Annotated in this window: 16 protein-coding genes; 11 read left to right on the top strand and 5 right to left on the bottom strand. The window is 47.3% G+C overall.

Going from position 1 to position 19,926, the window contains the following annotated elements:
• Positions 1 to 123: 123 nt before the first annotated feature.
• Both AAAA73_RS15890 and AAAA73_RS15885 read left to right on the top strand, forming a co-directional pair.
• The gene (locus tag AAAA73_RS15890; protein WP_340599476.1) at positions 124 to 759 is read left to right on the top strand and encodes a hypothetical protein; all 636 of its coding nucleotides are present in this window, start codon (positions 124 to 126) and stop codon (positions 757 to 759) included.
• A 153-nt stretch (positions 760 to 912) separates the two neighbouring features.
• Positions 913 to 1,536: a hypothetical protein gene (locus tag AAAA73_RS15885; RefSeq protein ID WP_340599475.1), complete on the top strand. Its 624-nt coding sequence runs from the start codon at positions 913 to 915 to the stop codon at positions 1,534 to 1,536.
• Between the two features lie 2 nt (positions 1,537 to 1,538).
• On the opposite strand, the gene AAAA73_RS15880 is transcribed toward AAAA73_RS15885, so the two are convergent.
• From AAAA73_RS15880 to AAAA73_RS15870, 3 genes are all read right to left on the bottom strand, one after another.
• Positions 1,539 to 2,297 (bottom strand): TrmH family RNA methyltransferase, encoded by a 759-nt coding sequence (locus AAAA73_RS15880; RefSeq protein ID WP_340599474.1) that lies wholly within the window; start codon positions 2,295 to 2,297, stop codon positions 1,539 to 1,541.
• A complete protein-coding gene (locus AAAA73_RS15875) occupies positions 2,294 to 3,169 on the bottom strand; it encodes a 16S rRNA (guanine(527)-N(7))-methyltransferase RsmG (RefSeq protein WP_340599473.1) in 876 nt (291 codons plus the stop codon). The genes AAAA73_RS15880 and AAAA73_RS15875 overlap by 4 nt, the downstream gene beginning before the upstream one ends.
• Positions 3,170 to 3,316: 147 nt before the next feature.
• On the bottom strand, positions 3,317 to 3,928 hold the full coding sequence (locus tag AAAA73_RS15870) for a hypothetical protein (protein WP_340599472.1): 612 nt from the start codon (positions 3,926 to 3,928) through the stop codon (positions 3,317 to 3,319).
• 234 nt (positions 3,929 to 4,162) lie between these two features.
• On the opposite strand from AAAA73_RS15870, the gene pheS reads away from it, so the two are divergent.
• The 5 genes from pheS (at position 4,163) to AAAA73_RS15845 (ending at position 9,596) form a co-directional block, all read left to right on the top strand.
• Positions 4,163 to 5,188, top strand: coding sequence for a phenylalanine--tRNA ligase subunit alpha (gene pheS, locus AAAA73_RS15865; RefSeq protein ID WP_340599471.1), 1,026 nt, complete (start codon positions 4,163 to 4,165; stop codon positions 5,186 to 5,188).
• Positions 5,185 to 7,623, top strand: a complete 2,439-nt coding sequence (gene pheT, locus AAAA73_RS15860; RefSeq protein WP_340599470.1) for a phenylalanine--tRNA ligase subunit beta — start codon at positions 5,185 to 5,187, stop codon at positions 7,621 to 7,623. The genes pheS and pheT overlap by 4 nt, the downstream gene beginning before the upstream one ends.
• Before the next feature lie 213 nt (positions 7,624 to 7,836).
• Complete coding sequence (locus AAAA73_RS15855; RefSeq protein WP_088617065.1) at positions 7,837 to 8,172, top strand: integration host factor subunit alpha; 336 nt, start codon at positions 7,837 to 7,839, stop codon at positions 8,170 to 8,172.
• Positions 8,141 to 8,767, top strand: coding sequence for a MerR family transcriptional regulator (locus AAAA73_RS15850; protein ID WP_340599469.1), 627 nt, complete (start codon positions 8,141 to 8,143; stop codon positions 8,765 to 8,767). The genes AAAA73_RS15855 and AAAA73_RS15850 overlap by 32 nt, the downstream gene beginning before the upstream one ends.
• Before the next feature lie 58 nt (positions 8,768 to 8,825).
• Positions 8,826 to 9,596, top strand: coding sequence for a YoaK family protein (locus AAAA73_RS15845; protein ID WP_340599468.1), 771 nt, complete (start codon positions 8,826 to 8,828; stop codon positions 9,594 to 9,596).
• Here AAAA73_RS15845 and AAAA73_RS15840 read toward each other — a convergent pair.
• Both AAAA73_RS15840 and AAAA73_RS15835 read right to left on the bottom strand, forming a co-directional pair.
• Positions 9,562 to 10,161 carry an LA_2272 family surface repeat-containing protein gene (locus tag AAAA73_RS15840; RefSeq protein ID WP_340599467.1) on the bottom strand — a complete coding sequence of 200 codons (600 nt, stop codon included), beginning with the start codon at positions 10,159 to 10,161 and terminating at the stop codon, positions 9,562 to 9,564. The two genes, AAAA73_RS15845 and AAAA73_RS15840, sit on opposite strands and share 35 nt — an antisense overlap.
• 108 nt (positions 10,162 to 10,269) lie before the next feature.
• A complete protein-coding gene (locus AAAA73_RS15835) occupies positions 10,270 to 11,196 on the bottom strand; it encodes a S1 family peptidase (protein WP_340599466.1) in 927 nt (308 codons plus the stop codon).
• 171 nt (positions 11,197 to 11,367) lie between these two features.
• Here AAAA73_RS15835 and AAAA73_RS15830 point away from each other — a divergent pair, with 171 nt between their 5' ends.
• The 4 genes from AAAA73_RS15830 to AAAA73_RS15815 all read left to right on the top strand — a co-directional run bounded on the left by AAAA73_RS15830 (position 11,368) and on the right by AAAA73_RS15815 (position 19,926).
• Positions 11,368 to 11,742 carry a hypothetical protein gene (locus AAAA73_RS15830; RefSeq protein ID WP_340599465.1) on the top strand — a complete coding sequence of 125 codons (375 nt, stop codon included), beginning with the start codon at positions 11,368 to 11,370 and terminating at the stop codon, positions 11,740 to 11,742.
• A 392-nt stretch (positions 11,743 to 12,134) separates the two neighbouring features.
• Entirely contained in the window at positions 12,135 to 17,492 is a 5,358-nt protein-coding gene (locus AAAA73_RS15825) for a HAMP domain-containing protein (protein WP_445292048.1), read from the top strand.
• A gap of 12 nt (positions 17,493 to 17,504) precedes the next feature.
• Positions 17,505 to 19,556: a response regulator gene (locus AAAA73_RS15820; RefSeq protein ID WP_340599463.1), complete on the top strand. Its 2,052-nt coding sequence runs from the start codon at positions 17,505 to 17,507 to the stop codon at positions 19,554 to 19,556.
• Positions 19,546 to 19,926 (top strand): hypothetical protein, encoded by a 381-nt coding sequence (locus AAAA73_RS15815; protein ID WP_340599462.1) that lies wholly within the window; start codon positions 19,546 to 19,548, stop codon positions 19,924 to 19,926. The genes AAAA73_RS15820 and AAAA73_RS15815 overlap by 11 nt, the downstream gene beginning before the upstream one ends.

Genomic DNA, 19,926 nt, shown 5'->3' with positions numbered 1-19,926 from the left:
TCTATACGATTGTCTCCCGCGTCGATAGCAATTTGATAGTCGACAACGCTTGCTTAGTTAAGTGGTCTTCATTAGATTGCGCCCATAATCTTTGGACAATTAAATACTAAACAGGAGTACAAAATGAAAAAGTTTTTGATGATTCTTTTGTCTTTGGGCTTTGTTGGCTCTACTGCAATGGCATTCGAAGGTGCCCTTGTTCCAACACTTGAAGGCGCACAAATCCAACCTCTAAAAGGTGGCGTTTGCCCTGCTACACCGGTAGCAAACGGTAACTATTGTAAGCCAGCAGGCAACTCTTGCCCAACGGGTTACGACCAATTCGCGAAGCTTTGCTGGGGCGGTTGGAAAAAAGGTTTCCAGAAGTGCGGTATCTCTTGTAAGCCACAAGAGCAATGCGGTTGGAATCACAGTGGCGACTGGAAATGCAGCCGTCCAAGAGCTGGTGCAGCTCCGGGTCCACAAGCATTTGCTGGTGAAATCTCTGGTATCTTGAACCTTCAACAAGATGGCGCAGTTGAATTCAAAACTGCAAAAGTTATCTGCGAAGATCAAGGTCCTACTGCAGGTGACATGGAACAATGGGTTGTTTGTCGTCCAGCTGACGGTGTAAACTGCGGCTCTGGTTACAAACGCATGCATAAATACTGCTGGGGTGGTTGGAAAAAAGGTATCCACCGTTGTGGTTATGTTTGTGAAAAATCACGCAACGCACATGACGATGGCAACGGCGGCTTCGGCGGCCCTTTCCACGACTAGTTGCTAAATCAAATTTCTGATTTTCAAAGGCTCCCGTTCGGGGGCCTTTTTTTATTCCGGAACGCTCTTGTTAAAAATTACGCTTTTCAAAAGTGACAAGGGTTTCAATTCTTGGTCTGATTGCGGAACTTTATTAAAGGGAGAATTACTACTATGAGATTTCTATCTACACTGCTTTTGTTGAGCGTACTGGGTTTCGGTTCTGCTCAAGCATATCAAGGAACACTTCAAATGACGGCTGATGGGTCCGTTGTTTTGAATCCTTTGGCAGCAAAATGTTCTGATGTGCCACAGCCAGCGGCTGCAGACGAAATGGAGCTACAACGTGCCTGTGATCCAGCAGGAAAAACTTGTCCAGATGGATATGTAAACTCACGCAAATACTGCTGGGGTGGTTGGAAGAAGGGCATTTATCACTGCGGTTATGCTTGTAATGCCCGTGCAAATTGCAAATGGGCGCCACATGGTGACTATAAATGTGACTACGGCCGTGGCAATAAAGGCCATGGTGGAAGAAATCTTTTTGCTGAAGAGACAGTTTCCGGTCTTTTCGCCATGAACGAAGAGGGCACAGTGGCTTTGCATCGTCCTGCCAAGATTTGTGAAAATCAAAAACCGGGCGAAGCTTATGAAGGCAACACGTGTGTGCCTGCAGATGGTAAGACTTGCTACAAGCCTTACAAACGCATGCACAAACACTGCTGGGGCGGCTGGAAAAAAGGCTTCTATCGTTGTGGTGTAGTTTGTGTGGTACCAAGACAGCCCACACAGAACTAGTATTAAGAATGTTTTTGAGCGTAGCTGAATAAAGCAATGGATGCGGCAACAGTCGCATTCAGAGATTCAACACCGTCTGTCGGCACAGACAGGCGGTTCAGGCCCTTGACGCCGCTAAAGCCGGGGCCTTCTTCGCCGATAACCAGGCGAAGGTTTTTGGGCCAGTTGAATTTGGCTACGTTTTCGCCCTTCATATCCAAAGCGTATATCTCGTTGTTCGTCTGAACGAACTCCAAAAATTTTCCGGTTTTATACAGCGGAATTTTTAGCAATGCACCCGCCGAGGCCTTGATGGCTTTCGGATGGTAAGGTGAGCTGCTTTCCTCGGTCAGAATAATTTTATTTGCTTTAAAGGCAACAGCAGAGCGAACCAAGGCGCCCAAGTTGGATGGATCCCCCAGGGGAGCAATCACTTCCAGTCCTTCGGGTTTGGCAGCTGCGTTCAGTGACTCGATTGATTTTGGTTCCAAAACCAAAAGGTTGTAGTGCGTGCCCACAACGTCGACTTCGTTGAAAAGGGCTTTCGGCAATTTAAAAACCGGAATGCGCTGAGTTTTTGAAACCGCATGAGTTAACGTTACGGATTTCAAGTCTTCGTGCAAGATCTCCGCTTTGATTTTAAAATTTGGATTCTGCAAAAACTCCTGAATAAGCTTTTCGCCCATCAGAATAAATTCACCGTGCTTTTTAATACCCCGGGAGGACGAAAGATCCATCCAGCGGCGAAAGTGGTCATTCGTTTTAGAGGAGATTTCGATCATTTGTAAACCGCCCAGCGTCTTTTCTCTTCGTTTGTCAGCTCCTCAAACAACATCTCTTCGCCTTCATCTTCATCCGGTAAAGGCATGTGTTTGATTTTCTCATAGACCACCATGCGGCGGTCATGAGGTGTGTGGGGCAGGGAGTAGGCCGTGTCCTCGACCAATTTGAAATACTCGGACCAGTTCTCTTTGGCCATTTTGATTTCCGGATCCACGCCGGGACCTTTCATGAAATACACACGGCCGCCGATGTTCAGGCAGTTGATGACATTTCCAAGAGTATTTCCGATATCCTCCACCGCGCGTGTGATGGCGCCATTGACCGGGTACACGCAGTGTTTGTTGATATTGCGGCCCAGGATGTCCAGCTTCGGAAGTTTCATTTCAGTGCGCACGTGTTTTAAAAATTCCACGCGACGTTGCACGCCCTCGCCCAGAAGAATCTGTTCGTCCGGGTACATGATTTTCAAAGGGATGCCCGGGAAGCCTGGCCCTGTACCGACGTCCAAAAGCGGGAACTGAAGTTTCGTGTGCTTCATGATGATGATGGAATCGATGAAGTGCTTGATGGCGATGTCTTTCAGCTTCAACAGGCGCGTGAAGTTTTCTTTTTCCTGATTCAACATCAACAGGCGATAGAAGTGGGCCAATTGCTGACGCTGGCTGTGGTTCACCAGGTTGAAATCATGATTACGAAAAATATCAGCCAGACGATCGTTGGCTTCGTTCAACTCGAAAATGGATTCAGGTTTTTTATGGCGTCCCTTTTGTTCAGCCGGCGGGGCGCTGGCGAACTTGGCACCCATTGCTTGCGCACGGGCTTCTTGACGGGCTTTATAGGGACTGTAGTTCGATTTGTTCTTATGTGCCATGGAACGGCTGTTATAGCCGTTTTTGTCTTAAGATAGAAGGGTTTAGCTTATTTCGAGCGGAAAAGCGGAGTCTGTGGAAAGGGGCCCTGTAAAAAGCCCCCGGGACCCGGGGGATTCGTCGGGATTTTAGACACTGATCAGATTCAATTATCGCTCGGAACTGATGCCGCGGTAGACGCGGTTACCGTCCTGGCGGGCTCTTTCGTTATAGGCCTCTTGTTGCTTGGCCTTGGCAGCTGCATAGGCAGCATCGCGCTGGCTTCTGGCCGCTTCAGCTTTCGCCTCAGCCGTCCATTTCGCGATATTACGACCGTCTTCATTCAGGCGTTCGATTTCCTTGTTGGTGACATCGCGCTTGTCTTTGTATTCCTGGGCGAACTTTTTATAGCGAGCCGCCTCGTCTTTTTGATACTGAATTTCTTTTTGCGCCTTGAGTTTGCGCTCTTCGTTCATTTTGATCTGGCGTTGATATTCTTTCACCTGAACCGTCAGGCGTTCTTTTTCCACGCGAGTCTGTTGAGCTTCACGGGCAGCCTGTGCTTCAAGGTTCTTCGCCTCGCTGGTTGTTTTTACGGCCTGTTGGCGCATTTGTTCGCGGCGAACCTTTTCACGCTCCAGGAACTTTCGTTGCTCCTGGGCATCGATTTTCGCTTCCTCAGACATGCCCATGGACATTTCGGCTTCGATATCCGAATCCAGCTGAGCAAAGCTTTGGTGTGAATATGTCAGGATTGCCAGAGCTAAAAGCAAGTATTTCATAACGACTCCCATAGGGAATATATCGGCGCCGACGGGGGGCGGCTGAACGGTTCTGGACCTGTTTCTCACGGAACAAATGTTGATTTTTCGAGGGACAATATCATCTTGAGACAGGACTCTGGCGCGGGAAAGTGGCCGCTTTTGCTTAATTCAAAAGCATGTTGTCCTTGCCGCCATGGGCTATGTCGGCCAAATCCTTGAAAATAGGGGCTTTTGGCGGGATAACTGACTTCTATGACAACGTCCAAACTCGATTCCATCAAAGAAGCGGCACTGGCGGCCTTCAAAGCGGCTCCTGGTTCCAAGGAACTTTACGATCTCAAGGTTCAATACCTTGGGAAAAGTGGTTCTCTTACAGAAATCATGAAAGAAATGGCTTCCTTGCCGAAAGAGGAAAAACCTCTGTTTGGTAAGAAGGTCAATGAAGTGAAGGCAGTTCTTGAAGCGGCTTACACAGAAGCGGAAGAGGCTCTTAAGAAATCTGAGATCAATGCCAAGATGTCTTCTGAAGAGTTGGATCTGACGTTGCCAAGTGCTTCGCGTGCCAAGGGCTCGCAGCATCCGGTGAACATGGTGATCGAGGAGATCTTCACCATCATGTCGCGTTTGGGATACTCCGTACGCACGGGACCTGTGATCGAAAAAGATTACTACAACTTTGAAGCTTTGAATATTCCAGCTGATCACCCGGCGCGTGACATGCAGGATACATTCTTCATCGATAAAACTCACGTCTTGAGAACTCACACGAGTCCGATTCAAATCCACACGATGGAAGAGGAAAAACTTCCACTGCGCGTGATTGGTACCGGTCCGGTGTTCCGTTGTGATAGCGATATTTCGCATTTGCCGAACTTCCATCAAATTGAAGCTTTGTGTGTGGACGAGAAAGTTTCCATGGCAGACCTTAAAGGCACGATCAGTTTCTTCGTTCGTGAATATTTCGGTCCAGGTTTGAAAACTCGTTTCCGTCCAAGCTTTTTCCCATTCACAGAGCCTTCTGCGGAAGTGGATTGCTCTTGCCCGATTTGTAAAGGCAAAGGCTGCAGTCTTTGTAAGCAAACTGGATGGATCGAGATCGGTGGTTGTGGATTGGTAAATCCAAAAGTCTTCCAAATGGCGAAAATTGAATATCCAAAATATCAAGGTTTCGCATTCGGATTTGGTGTTGAGCGTATGGCCATCATCAAGTACGGCATCGAAGACATCCGTTTGTTCCCTGAAAATGACGTTCGTTTCTTAAGGCAGTTTGTAAAATGAAAATCAGTCTAAAATGGCTCCAAGAATATGTGGATGTGAAAGAGTTCTTTACCAAGCCGGAAGAACTTGCAGAAACTTTGACTCGCGCGGGACTGGAAGTCGAGGAGATCACGAATCTTGCCAAAGACTTCAATCACGTGGTGATTGGTCACATCCTTGAAAAAGACAAACATCCCAATGCGGATAAACTTTCCTTGTGCCGTGTTTCGACGGGCGATGTGGTACACCAAATCGTTTGCGGGGCGCAAAATCACAAAGCGGGTGACCGCGTGATCGTGGCCTTGCCAGGGGCAGTTTTGCCGGGCAATTTCGCAATTAAAAAATCTGCGGTACGTGGTGTGGACTCTGCTGGTATGCTTTGTTCTTTGAAAGAGCTGGGCCTGGCAAAGGAATCTGACGGCATCGAAATTTTGCCAGTGGATGCGCCGATCGGTAAATCTTATGCAGAGTACGGTGGTTATGACGATATCACTTTCGAATTGAAAGTGACTCCGAATCGCGCGGACTGCCTAAGTCATTTCGGTCTTGCACGCGAGGTGGCGTGCTTGCTTTCAAAAGAATTGAAAACTCCTAAAGCAGAACCAAAACTGGGTTCAAATTCCTCCAAAAAAGAAATCGCCTTGGAAGTGAAAGCTTTTGATCTTTGCCCGCGCTATACAGCTCGCGTGATCAAAGGTGTAAAAGTTGGTCCGTCTCCGGAATGGTTGAAACACCGTCTGGAATCTGTGGGCATGAACTCCATCAACAACATCGTCGACGTGACGAATTTTGTGATGATGGAATTGGGTCAACCATTGCATGCTTTTGATGCGAAATTCATCGGTGGCGGAAAAGTCGTCGTGGATCGCGCCACAGCGGGTGAAAAGTTCATCACTTTGGATGGTTCTGAAAAGACATTGACCGGTGAAGAGCTGACGATTCGCGATGCTTCTCATCCAATGTGTTTGGCGGGTGTTATCGGTGGTAAAAATTCCGGTGTGACGGATGCAACCACAGAAATCTTCCTGGAGTCCGCTTACTTCGTGCCAATGAGTGCGCGTAAAACTTCACGCACGCACGGTGTGGATTCTGATTCCGCTTACCGCTTCTCTCGCGGAGTGGATCCAGATGGGGCTTTGCGCGGTTTGAATCGTGCGACTGCATTGATTTTGGAAGTCGCCGGTGGCGAAGCATTTGCTGATCACCATGACTTCTATCCAAATCCAGTTAAGAAAAATCCAATCACGATCACTGTGAAAACTGTTTCTGATCGCCTGGGCTATGAGGCGATTGAATCTCAATTCGTGGATTACATGAAACGCCTGGGCTGCGGTGTTGAAAAAAATGGCGAGACTTTCAAGGTGTTGCCTCCAACATTCCGTTTTGACCTTGAGCAGGACATGGATCTGGTTGAGGAATATGCGCGCCTGAATGGTTATGATCATATTCCTGAAGCGTTGCCGGTATTCACAAATCCTCCAGCTCATCACGATAAAGGCTTCCTGCTGAATAAATCAGTGAGCGAGCTGGTGCGTGCGGATGGTTTCCAGCAGGCATTCAACTTTGCATTTGTGGGCTCCAAAGGCGAGAAACCATTCCTTGGTGATGTTTCCGCTTTGAAAGCAGCGGGCTTGAACGCGACGGCAAAAGAAATCCGCATCATGAATCCTCTGAACGAGGAAATGGATGTAATGAGATCTTCTTTAAGCTTCGGCTTGTTCAAGAATCTTTCCACGAACTTCCACTACGGCAATATGATGGGTCGATTGTTTGAGATCGGCAGCACATTCTATACGGGTGATGATGGTTCTTACGGAGAAAATCCGCGTTTGGGTTTTGCTTTATGGGGACGCAATGAAAACCTTTGGAATAAGTCTTTGGATTATCCAATCGTGTTTGAGTTGAAAGCGACAGTGGAAACTCTTTTGAAGTCTTTGAATATTTCTTCTTACACTTGGGTGACTCCTGCCAACAAAGCAGAGGTTCCAGCATTCATGCACCAAGGGCAATTTGCCCAGTTGTTGGTGGAAGGTAAGAAGGTGGGCTTTATCGGAACTGTTCATCCGGTTATTTTGGATGACGCAAAAATCCGTGTGCCTGCGGCGATCGGTGAGTTTGATCTGGATCAATTGTACAAAGGTCAGCCTCGTCCATTCCGTATTCAAAGCGTTTCCAAGTTCCAGGTGGTGGAGCGTGACTTTGCCTTCGTGATGCCAAAAGCGCTGAAGGTGGGCGATGTTCTAAAAGATATCCGTAAAGCTGCGGGTGCACTTCTTGTGAATGTGGATGTGTTTGACCTGTATGAAGGCGACAAAATGGAGGCGGGCAAGAAGTCCGTGGCGATCCGTTTGTGGCTTCAGGATAAAAATGGCACACTGCAAGAAGAGCAGATCTCCGGAGTGACATCGAAGGTTCTAGAGTCTTTGAAGAAGAATTTTGACCTTTCCGTGAGATAAATTGTTGATTGTTTTCAGATGCTTGTTACGCTTTAGTCTGCGAAAGCAGGCAGTGCTGAGGTCCCGGCAGGGACGTAAGCTGAAGCTCTGCGGGAGCAGGCAGTGCTGAAGTCCCGGTAGGGACGTAAGCTGAAGCAACGTTTGAAGTTAAAGTAAGATATTAAAACAAAGTGAAGGATCACAATGGCTGGCCAAAACTTGGGTAAATCAACTGTGACGAAGGCCGATATCGTCGAAAACGTCTACCAGAAGATCGGCTTCTCCAAAAAGGAAGCTTCTGAACTGGTTGAACTGTGCTTTGATACCTTGAAGCACGTTCTGCAAAATGGCGATAAAGTTAAGATTTCTGGATTTGGAAATTTTGTCGTGCGTGGAAAAAACGAGCGCATCGGGCGCAATCCGCAAACGGGCGAACAAATCAAAATCTCTGCTCGTCGTGTTCTGACATTCCGTCCTTCACAAGTGTTGAAGGCAATGTTGAACGGTGAAGAGTACGAACATCTCAAGGATGATGACGATGACGATGATGACTACGGCGACGATGAATAGTCCTGAAGCGGATACCACGGCAGCTACAAGTGAGCGTACTGAGTATCCGATGACTCCGATCGTTGATCAATTTGCCAATGATGGGCAAATGAGCTTTGAGAGCTCTGAGCTTTCACTGGGTGATCAGCATCTGGAATTCGTGGAGGCTGAAACTCAAGGTGCAAACCCAGAGGCTTCTCAGATGCCGCAGATTTCCATCCCAGCCATGCTGTGTGATGAAAAGTTGATGGATGAGATCAAGGCGATCCCGAATAAGATGGCTTTTAAGATCGGCGATGTGGCTGAGATTTTGGGTATCAAACAATACGTTCTTCGTTACTGGGAAACGGAGTTTGATGTTCTTAAGCCGAAAAAAGCTTCCAACAATCAGCGCATGTATACGCGCAAAGATGTTGAGAATGCGCTCTTGATTCGTAAACTTCTGCATCGTGATCGTTTTTCGATTGAAGGTGCAAGAAATGCGATGAAGGAACTTAAAGCTCATGTGCGCAAAGAAAAAGACATGAGTCAGGTCTATCACAAACTCGACAATGTGAACGAAATGGTCGAGGGTTTGTTGACGGATATCCGCAAACTTCGCGGAATGTTTATGTAAATCCTAAAAGGGCTTCGGAAACGAAGCCCTTTTTTTATTCCAATCACCAGCGGAAACTATGCTTTACGGTAACGAATCCATTTCTCACTATACTCGCAGTAATATCACTATCTGGATGCTTATGGCATTTCAGGCGGGTGTTTTGAATATGGGTGGCTTTATGGCCTGCCATCGATTTGTTTCTCATGTGACGGGGTTTGCGACTTTCTTTGGTCATGAGTTCAGTCAGAAGAACCGAAGTCAGGCTTTAGGTATGCTGATCGTGCCATTGTTCTTTTTGTTTGGTGCGATGGTAAGCGGTTATCTGGTGGATCTGCGCTTAAAGCTTCACAAGAAACCCAAATACTATATTGCCTATGCAGTGATGCTGATTCTGATTTTGCTGACGACTTTGGGCGGCTGGCTTGGATGGTTTGGTCCTTTTGGGGCTTTTCTTGAGGAGTCACGAAAAGGATATTTGTTGTTGATCCTGTTGTGTTTTACTTGCGGCATTCAGAATGGAACTATCACCAGTGTTTCAAGATCCGTTGTGCGAACCACTCATCTGACCGGTATTACGACGGACTTGGGGATTGGGTTGGTGCGACTGTTAAATAAGCAAAACCTTAGTAAAGAGCACGGTGAGCTGCTTGAGAGTGAACACAAGGCGACCTTCATGCGCGTGGGGATTATCGCCATGTTCGTCCTGGGATCCGTTGTTGGTGGTTTTTTATTCCCTGTGGTTGGATTTTCAGGATTTTTAATCCCGGCGTTTACCACCGGGATTTTATTGGTGTCGATGATCTATTTTCAGACTAGAAGCCCACATTTAAAATCGGAGAGATCTTAAAGGGACCGGTGTTGTTCATATTGACCAGGCCGATCTGAAGACCGTGAAGATTGTCGGTTACATTGATCAAGCCAATTTGAAAGCCATAGACAGACTTGGCGCGATTATAAAGTCCCAATTGCAAGCCATATATAGCTGTGAAGGCGCTGATGTTAGCCAAGGAAAGCTGAACACCGTAGACGCTGCTTTCAGCCACGTTGTAGTTGGTCATCAAAGCTGCTTGCAGACCCACGACCGAGGTTTTTTGTTTGTTGTAGTTGCCCATGCCGGCCAGCTGCAAGCCGATGATGCGAGTGTTGCCGTAAGTGGCATTGAAAACCCCAGAGACACCAATACCCACAAAATCCTGATCTGTGATATTTCCCAACAAGCCCAGATCCACACCATAGACATCGCGGTGCTGTCCCCATAGTGCGCTTAGGCGCAAACCTGTGATGGAAAAATCCTCAGGAGGAAACTGAATCGGCGGCACGATCGCCACCGATAAAGGTGTGAAGGCCGCGAAGCTTTGTGTAGAGATCATAGAAAGGGAAACGATAAGTGGAAGCAGAAATTTATTTTTCATATCCCATGATAAAAACATCCTCTATCAGTCAGCAAACAATCTGCATGAGATCCCGACTTAGGTGGATTTTTATTTCTGCAGTGATGGAAACTGCTGGAGCGGGGTGAGTTATTTTATTGGAGTCAGGCGAGCGCTGTTCTCTACGATCCATGTTTTGTAGGCCTGGATGCTGGTGTAGAAGGTGCGAGTGGAGCAGCCAATGTCGCCGCGACTGGTGATACCCCAGACGAAGTATTCAGAGCCGGACTTGATAAATGCCGGACCACCGGAATCACCCAGGCAAGGACCGTGGGTTTTGTCCTGCGACAAAATCACTTCAAATGGGTTTGGGAAACTGCCAATTTTCACGGAAGTAGATTTTAGAACAGCGGGACCGGAAAGCTCTTCGCTGAAGCAGCGTTCTTTGTTTTCCTCGTCATCAAAATAGCAGATAGCAACACCTTCATCGATCAGGGCCTGAAGGTCCTCGGTTTGAGTGGTGTCGATTTCGGTGACTTCGTCTGATTCGACACCATAGCCTGCGACAATTGTAGATAGGCCTGCCTTAAGAGATGACGGATTTTGGAGAATACGCGCCGCTTTGTAGTCTTTAGGGACAGATCCTTTGAATTTTAGAAGAGCGATGTCGTTTGCCGGATTGTTTGTTCCCCGGATTTCTTCCGGCACTTTGAATTCACGGTGAACGACGGCAGCCAGAGCCCGGCGGGTGTTAGGCGATTTGTGAAGCAAGTCATAGTCTTCGATAATGGGATCCATGTCCCGTGCAAAAACAACGAAGGTTTCATCAAGATTAGGTGTCAGGCAGTGGGCTGCTGTCAGGATGATGTTATTATCAAGCAGAACGCCGGTGCAAATCATGGAGGTATTGACGTCGTAAATTCCGACAGTCGATCTTGCAATAGGAGAATCTTTTTTTACGAGTTTGCCGCCAATGATCTGTTCCGAATTGCGAGTCTGCAAAGAGTCATGGCCGACCTGAGTGCAGGCAGCACTTGAAAGCACAAACAGTATCGTGAGGAGTTTGACCAACTTCATGAGTAAAAACATTCCTTTGCGAGAGTGTATTCTAACGTGATTTGCCGCCATTTCCAGCCCCGCATAATTATTTCTAATTCCCAGGTGGATCTGACCAGAGTTTGGACAGATCGATGAAAAGAACTTGTGATAACCAGAGGTTGGGGGAATCATTGAGCGTGGGGGATGCGTATGAAAGCTTTAGTGATCTGTTTGTTTTCTGTGTTGTTTTTGTTCCATGGTATTTCGGAGGCCCAAGAAGAAGGACCATACTTTGAAAATACAATTGTTCCCCGCAAAGGACGATTGTTTGCCGTGGACTTTGATACAAAGGCAAAAACGTTTCGTGTCTCTTTGGTGGGAAAAACAGTAAAGGGTTTGAGTTCTTCTCGTTATGCAGTGACAGCAGCAACAACAGATGCGAAAGGGCTGGAGCAACAACTGGATTTGATATCAGTGGCTGAAGGATACAAGTTCAAGGAAGAGATGCCACTTAACAAGGAAATTAAAATCAAGGTTCATGACAAGCAAACCAAAGATTCAGAATTGTTTTTGTTAAAGCCATAATTAAACAAAAAATCTCAGAAAAAAAACAGCAAGAAAGTTGCGGTTTTTTCGTTTTTCTTAGTTGTTGCGTTTTCTTAACATCTTGATTTCTAGGGAATAAATTAAAAACTCTTCGCGTGCACTAATTCAAATGACGGTTCTGTAATTGACCAGCTGTAGTTAAAACGATTAAGTCCGTGTAATACACAAGTTTTAGTTACATATAAAAAATTACCTAAGGTTAATTAAGGGAATCGAACAATGAGGGGGCCTTTGTGGCGAAAGTCGATTCCGCACCGGAAGCAAAAGAAAAATCTGCTAAAAATATTTCAACAAAGTTAAAGCCGTTTTCAGAGGGAAAAAAAGCCCTCTCAGCTAAAAAAACAAAACATAAAGATTCTTTTGACAGCGATCTGGAGTTTACGTCTCAGACTTTGGGATTTGATAACATCGCAAAAGAACAGTTGCGTCAGCTGCTCTTTACAGTGAAAGCCGTCCGACGTGGTGATTTTGCCGTTAGAATGCCGCTCAATCAGGAAGGTATCATTGGTGAAATCGGTGAAGTCCTGAACGATATCATTGAACTGAATGAAAGCATGGCCGACGAATTTGTTCGTGTGCGATCCACCGTTGGTCAAGAAGGTAAAATGAATGAACGTGTATCGATGGGCTCTGTGAAGGGAGCCTGGTCGATCAGTGTTGATTCAGTGAATTTACTTATTGGTGATCTGGTTCAACCGACTCAGGAAGTTGCTCGTGTCATCACCTCGGTGGCAAAAGGGGACTTGTCTTCAAAAATGGTTTTGGAAATTGATGGACGCCCGGTTAAGGGGGAGTTCCTTCGTATCGGTACCACCGTGAATTCGATGGTGGATCAGCTGAATTCATTTGCTTCCGAGGTGACTCGTGTTGCGAAAGAGGTTGGTACCGAAGGTAAGCTTGGTGGACAGGCGGATGTTCGAGGAGCATCTGGTATTTGGAAAGATCTGACGGACAATGTGAACAGTCTGGCGGGCAACTTGACCGACCAGGTACGTAATATCGCGAAAGTAACCACGGCCGTTGCCAAAGGTGACTTGTCACAAAAGATCACGGTTGATGCCCGTGGGGAGATCTTCGAGTTAAAAAATACAATCAACGTCATGGTGGATCAGCTTTCATCATTCGCGGCCGAGGTGACTCGCGTTGCGAAAGAGGTGGGTACGGAAGGTCGACTGGGTGGTCAGGCGGACGTAAAAGGTGTCTCGGGTACCTGGAAGGATCTGACTGACAACGTAAATGGTCTGGCGAATAACTTAACCGCGCAGGTACGTAATATCGCAAAAGTTACCACCGCAGTTGCAAACGGGGACTTGTCACAAAAAATCACGGTTGATGCCCGTGGGGAAATCTTCGAGTTAAAAAATACAATCAACGTCATGGTGGATCAGCTTCGTTCTTTTGCCGCCGAAGTGACCCGTGTTGCGAAAGACGTGGGTACTGAAGGTAAGTTGGGCGGTCAGGCCGACGTAAAAGGTGTGTCGGGAACTTGGAAAGATCTGACGGATAACGTAAATGGTCTCGCGAATAACTTAACCGCGCAGGTACGTAATATCGCAAAAGTTACCACCGCAGTTGCGAACGGGGACTTATCACAAAAAATCACAGTTGATGCCAAGGGTGAGATCCTGGAACTTAAGGACACTATTAATACGATGGTGGATACGCTGCGCTCTTTTGCCGCTGAGGTGACTCGTGTTGCGAAAGACGTGGGTACCGAAGGTAAGTTGGGCGGTCAGGCCGACGTAAAAGGGGTTTCCGGAACTTGGAAAGACTTAACAGATAACGTAAATGGTCTTGCGAATAATTTGACTGCGCAGGTACGTAATATCGCAAAAGTTACCACCGCCGTTGCCAATGGTGACTTGTCACAAAAGATCACGGTTGATGCCAAGGGTGAGATCCTGGAACTAAAAAATACGATCAACGTCATGGTGGATCAGCTGAACTCATTCGCGGCCGAGGTAACTCGTGTTGCGAAAGAGGTGGGTACCGAAGGTAAGCTGGGTGGACAGGCCGATGTAAAAGGTGTGTCGGGTACTTGGAAGGACTTAACGGACAACGTAAACAGCCTTGCCGGCAACTTAACGGATCAGGTACGTAATATCGCCAAAGTAACCACCGCGGTTGCCAAAGGGGACTTATCACAAAAGATCACGGTTGATGCCAAAGGCGAGATCTTTGAATTAAAAAATACAATCAACGTCATGGTGGATCAGCTGAACTCATTCGCGGCCGAGGTAACTCGTGTGGCGAAAGAGGTGGGTACTGAAGGTAAGCTGGGTGGTCAGGCCGAAGTATCCGGAGTGTCTGGAACATGGAAAGACTTAACAGATAACGTAAATGGTCTGGCCGGGAATTTGACCGCGCAGGTACGTAATATCGCGAAGGTAACCACCGCGGTTGCCAAAGGTGACTTATCACAAAAGATCACGGTTGATGCCCGCGGAGAAATCTTCGAACTAAAAAATACAATCAACGTCATGGTGGATCAGCTGAACTCATTCGCAGCCGAGGTAACTCGTGTGGCGAAAGAGGTGGGTACTGAAGGTAAACTGGGTGGTCAGGCCGATGTAAAAGGTGTGTCGGGTACATGGAAAGATCTGACTGACAACGTAAACAGCCTTGCTGGAAACTTAACGGATCAGGTACGTAATATCGCCAAAGTAACCACCGCGGTTGCCAAAGGTGACTTGTCACAAAAAATCACCGTTGATGCCAAGGGTGAGATCTTTGAGTTAAAAAATACGATCAACGTCATGGTGGATCAGCTGAACTCATTCGCAGCCGAGGTAACTCGTGTGGCGAAAGAGGTGGGAACCGAGGGTAAGCTAGGTGGTCAGGCCGAAGTAAAAGGGGTTTCTGGTACTTGGAAAGACTTAACAGATAACGTAAATGGTCTTGCCGGAAATCTAACAGCACAGGTACGTAACATCGCAAAAGTTACCACCGCGGTTGCCAATGGCGACTTGTCACAAAAGATCACCGTTGATGCCCGTGGGGAAATCCTGGAAGTTAAGAACACCATCAACTCGATGGTGGATCAGCTAAACTCATTCGCGGCCGAGGTAACTCGTGTGGCGAAAGAGGTGGGTACGGAAGGGAAACTGGGAGGTCAGGCGGAAGTGCGCGGAGTGTCCGGTACGTGGAAAGACTTAACGGATAACGTAAACTTCATGGCCTCGAACCTGACGAAACAGGTACGTGGTATCGTCAAGGTCGTAACCGCCGTTGCCAACGGGGATTTGAATCAAAAATTCGTCCTTGAAGCCAAAGGGGAAGTTGCCGCACTTGCGGAAACCATCAACTCGATGACTGATACATTAAGAACTTTCGCGGATCAGGTAACAACCGTTGCCCGCGAGGTGGGTATCGAAGGTAAACTGGGAGCTCAGGCGCGCGTGCCGGGTGTTGCCGGAACCTGGAAAGACTTAACAGATAACGTAAACTTCATGGCCTCGAATCTGACGACCCAAGTACGGGGTATCGTAAAGGTCGTAACCGCTGTTGCCGATGGGGATTTGGAACAAAAATTCGTTCTGGAAGCCAAAGGGGAAGTTGCCGCACTTGCCGAAACCATCAATTCAATGACTGATACATTAAGAACTTTCGCGGATCAGGTAACAACCGTTGCCCGCGAGGTGGGTATCGAAGGAAAGCTGGGCGGTCAGGCAAGCGTACCGGGTGCCTCTGGTACCTGGAAGGACTTAACAGACAACGTGAATCAGCTCGCGGGAAACTTAACCGCACAGGTTCGTGCCATCGCCGAAGTATCGACGGCGGTAACGAAGGGTGACTTGACCCGATCCATCTCGGTTGAGGCCGAAGGCGAAGTTGCGGCATTGTCCGAAAATATCAATCAGATGATCAGCAATCTGAAAGACACGACTCAAAAGAATAACGAGCAGGACTGGTTGAAAACGAATCTCGCAAAATTCTCGGGAATGATGCAAGGTCAGCGCAGTATTGCATCGGTGGCCCAGCTCATCATGTCAGAGCTGACACCGCTGGTAGATGCCCGTCAGGGGACCTTCTTCATGCTTGAAGCAGAAGGGGCTGAAAGCTCTTTGAATCTGATTGCAAGTTATGCTTTCTCTGAGCGTCGTTCAGTATCCAATAAATATAAATTAAAAGAAGGCCTTGTTGGTCAATGTGCATTCGAGAAGAAAAGAATTCTTCTGACCAATCCACAGGGCGACTATGCCATGATCAGCTCAAGCATCGTCGAAGAAAAACCGCGCAATATTATCGTATTGCCGGTGTTGTTCGAAGGTGAACTTAAAGCTGTGATCGAGTTGGCTTCCTTAACTCCGTTCACACAGAACTATATCAACTTCCTGGATCAATTGATGGACTCCGTGGGTGTGATCCTGAACATGATCTCGTCAAGTATGAGAACTGAGGAGCTTTTGCAGGAGCTGAAACGTTCGAATGTCGAACTGGAAGCCCAGGCGAAAGAACTGGAAGACAAAGCAAAACTTCTGGAAGTGAAAAATCAGGAAGTGGAGCTTGCCAGCCGTTCCTTGGAGGAAAAAGCAGAACAGTTGTCGTTGATTTCCAAATACAAATCCGAATTTCTTGCAAACATGTCGCATGAGCTGAGAACTCCGTTGAACAGTTTATTGATTCTTTCAAAAACCCTGGCTGATAACCGCGAGAAAAATCTAAGCGGTGAGCAGGTGAAATTTGCCAGCACGGTTCACTCTGCGGGGCAGGATCTGTTGGCCTTGATCAACGAAATTCTGGATCTTTCCAAAGTGGAAGCTGGAAAAATGCCAGTCACACCGAAAGCTGTCGAGATCAAGGAAGTTCAGGAATATCTGGAGCAGACATTCCGTCCAGTTGCCGAACACAAGGGACTTGAATTTTTGATAACGGCTTCACCAGACTTACCGAAAGCCATGGTCACGGACGAAAATCGACTGCACCAAATATTGAAGAATCTTTTGTCCAATGCCTTCAAGTTTACGGACAAGGGGCATGTGAATCTGGATGTCAGTTATGATGCCGCCGGAAATTACCCGGGTGGAGCGATTGTTTATCGGGTACAGGATACGGGTATCGGGATTCCAGCGGATAAGCAGAAGTTGATATTTGAAGCCTTCCAGCAGGCGGACGGAACAACCAGTCGCAAATACGGCGGTACTGGTCTGGGCCTGACGATCAGTCGGGAGATTGCACGCCTTTTAGGTGGTGTGATCAATGTGGAAAGCATGCCAGGTCAGGGCAGCAGTTTCAATTTGATTCTGCCAGTAAAGTACTCAGCTCCTGAGGGGGTAACGGTCAATGTGCGTGATGAAAACTCTGAAGTGTTGCCGCTACCGATTGATGCCGAATTTACCGGTCGAAAGATATTGATTGTCGATGATGACGTACGGAATGTTTTTGCTCTAAGCAGCGTTCTAAAAATGCGCGGCATGAACGTGGTTTTTGCGGAGAATGGCAAGCAGGGTATTAAAACATTAAATGAAAATCCTGACACCGATCTGGTGCTTATGGATACCATGATGCCGGAAATGGATGGGATTGAGGCTATCCACGAGATTCGCAAAATCGAGCAATTTCAGAAATTGCCGATTATCTCTTTGACCGCGAAAGCGATGAAAGGGGATCGCGAAAAGTGCCTGGCTGCCGGGGCATCTGACTATGTGACAAAACCGGTCGATGAAGTTTATCTGTTATCGGTAATGTACTCCTGGTTGCCAAAGGCAAATGTGAACCCGCAGCTCTAGGAGTTTGTAACCATGAACAAAGTGGATATTCTTATTGTAGATGACCGTTTGGATGGTCTGTTGGCTTTGCAAGCGGTATTGACGGCGCCTAATCTGAATCTGGTACAGGCGCAATCAGGCGCCGAGGCTCTGGAGCTTGTGGACAAGTATGATTTCGCGGTGATCCTGCTCGATGTGCAGATGCCAGGAATGGATGGTTTTGAAACGGCCCAACGGATTCGTTTGAATCCGCGCCACCTTCAAACGCCGATCATTTTTGTGACCGCCATCAATAAAGATGAACAATATATTCATAAGGGATACGAGGTCGGAGCAGCGGATTATATCTTTAAGCCTTTTGAACCTTACATTGTGAAGTCAAAGGTTCATATCTTTGTGGAGTTATTCTTAAAGACCAAGCAGCTCGAAGAGCAGGCTGAAATGATTCGCACGTCAGAAGCACGGGAGCGCTTTCTCAGGCTGGCGGAGCTGGAAGTTGAAAGTTTGCGACGCTACCGCAGTCTTGCGGATGCAATTCCGCATATTATCTGGCGGGCGAAGGGCGATGGCACCTTTGACTACTTTAACAAGGGCTGGACAGACTTTACCGGTCTTACGATCGAACAGAGTCTTGGCAATGGCTGGCAGTCTGCAGTTGATGCCGGTGATCTTCGGGAGTTACTGAAGGTCTGGATGAATTCAATGGACGACGGCAGCGCCTTTGAAACGGAATGTCGTTTGAAAAGTAAAAATGGCGAAACTCGCTGGTTTTGGATACGGGCTGTGTCTGATACAAACTATCAGGGATTTCGCTCCTGGATTGGAACCTGTACTGACATACACGATCGTAAAACGGTCGAGTTGAAGTTGATTGATGCAGAAAGAAAAGCAAGTGCAGCCAGTGTTTCCAAAACAAATTTCCTAGCCAATATGAGCCACGAGATTCGGACTCCGATGAATGCAATTTTGGGATTCACGGAGCTGATGGCGGATGAGGAACAAAGCGCCGCGGAGCGTGCGAAATGGATTCGAACCGTGCAGCGAAATGGCGATCAGCTGTTAAAAATTATCGATGAAATTCTTGATATCTCCAAAGTGGAGGCAGGAAGACTGCAGATGGAGCGGGTGGAAGTGGATGTGGAAGGTGTCCTAGAGGACATTCGTTCCCTTCTTCGTCTTCAGGCGTTGGATAAACGACTGGATTTCCGCATTGATCTGGATAACAGCATTCCGAAGTTGATCATTTCTGATCCAACCAGGTTGCGCCAGATTCTGCTGAATCTTATTGGAAATTCAATAAAGTTCACCAGTGAAGGTTATGTTCATGTTGATGTGGAATGGGTTCCACGCACTGAATTTGAATTGCACAATAAAATGCGAATTTATATTTCAGACTCTGGTGTGGGTATTCATCCCGAGCATGCCAGTCATTTGTTCCAACCTTTTGTTCAGGAGGACAGTGCGACCACAAGAAATTTTGGTGGCACGGGATTGGGGTTGGCGTTGTCCCGGCAGTTGGCCCGGGCCATGGGCGGAGATGTTGTCTTGTCGGGTAGTGTACCAGGTCAGGGCAGCACTTTCATGATTGAAGTCAATGCGGAACCTGTCAGCGGCACTGCTTATATTAGTAGTTTGAATTCGGTAACTCCTCGCGATGATGGAGGTTTTAATTTTAAAGGAAACAAAAAACTTGAGGGAATGAAAGTTCTTTTGGTTGAGGATGTGGAGGACAACCAGGCGTTGATTTCCCATTTCCTGGGAATCGTGGGAGCTACGGTTGATTTTGCTGAGAATGGGCTTGAAGGGGTGAATACGGCCTTGGCCCATGACTACGATGCCGTCCTGATGGATATTCAAATGCCGATTATGGATGGTTATGAAGCCACGCGAAGATTGCGGGCTCAGGGGTATGAGCGGCCGATTATTGCGCTCACAGCCCACGCACTTAAGGAGGAGACAGTGAAGAGTATTGATGCGGGATGCACGCACCATTTGGCGAAGCCCGTGAACTTCAATCAGTTGATAGATTTACTGGCGGGTATACATAGGGATAAAGGTGTGCGGGAGGATCATTGTGCCATTTGATGATTCTGGAGACGTCACGCTGGAGATAAAAAACTTCATCAGAAAACACATACATTCTGTGACACTTTTGGACGTTTTGTTTCTACTAAAGGCCAACGAACAGCGGAGTTGGACACCAGAGGAAGTCAGCCTGGAAATGCGCAGTAATCCGGGGTATGCACGTTCTCAACTTCTGGAACTGGTGGCGATGGATTTACTGCGTGAAGAAAATGGAAGTTATCGTTATCACAATGGCGAGCTTGGGGAATTGGCGGGGAAGCTGGAAGTTCTATACAGCACCCGACGTTCCACAATTACGAACTTTATTTATTCACAACCGATTGATAGCATTCGCGACTTCGCCAATGCCTTTAAAATCAAAAAGGATTAA

Origin of the sequence: Bdellovibrio sp. GT3, from assembly GCF_037996765.1 — a bacterium.
Taxonomy (GTDB): domain Bacteria; phylum Bdellovibrionota; class Bdellovibrionia; order Bdellovibrionales; family Bdellovibrionaceae; genus Bdellovibrio.
Note: the sequence above shows the minus strand (reverse complement) of the source record. Positions and strands in the feature narration are given on the sequence as shown.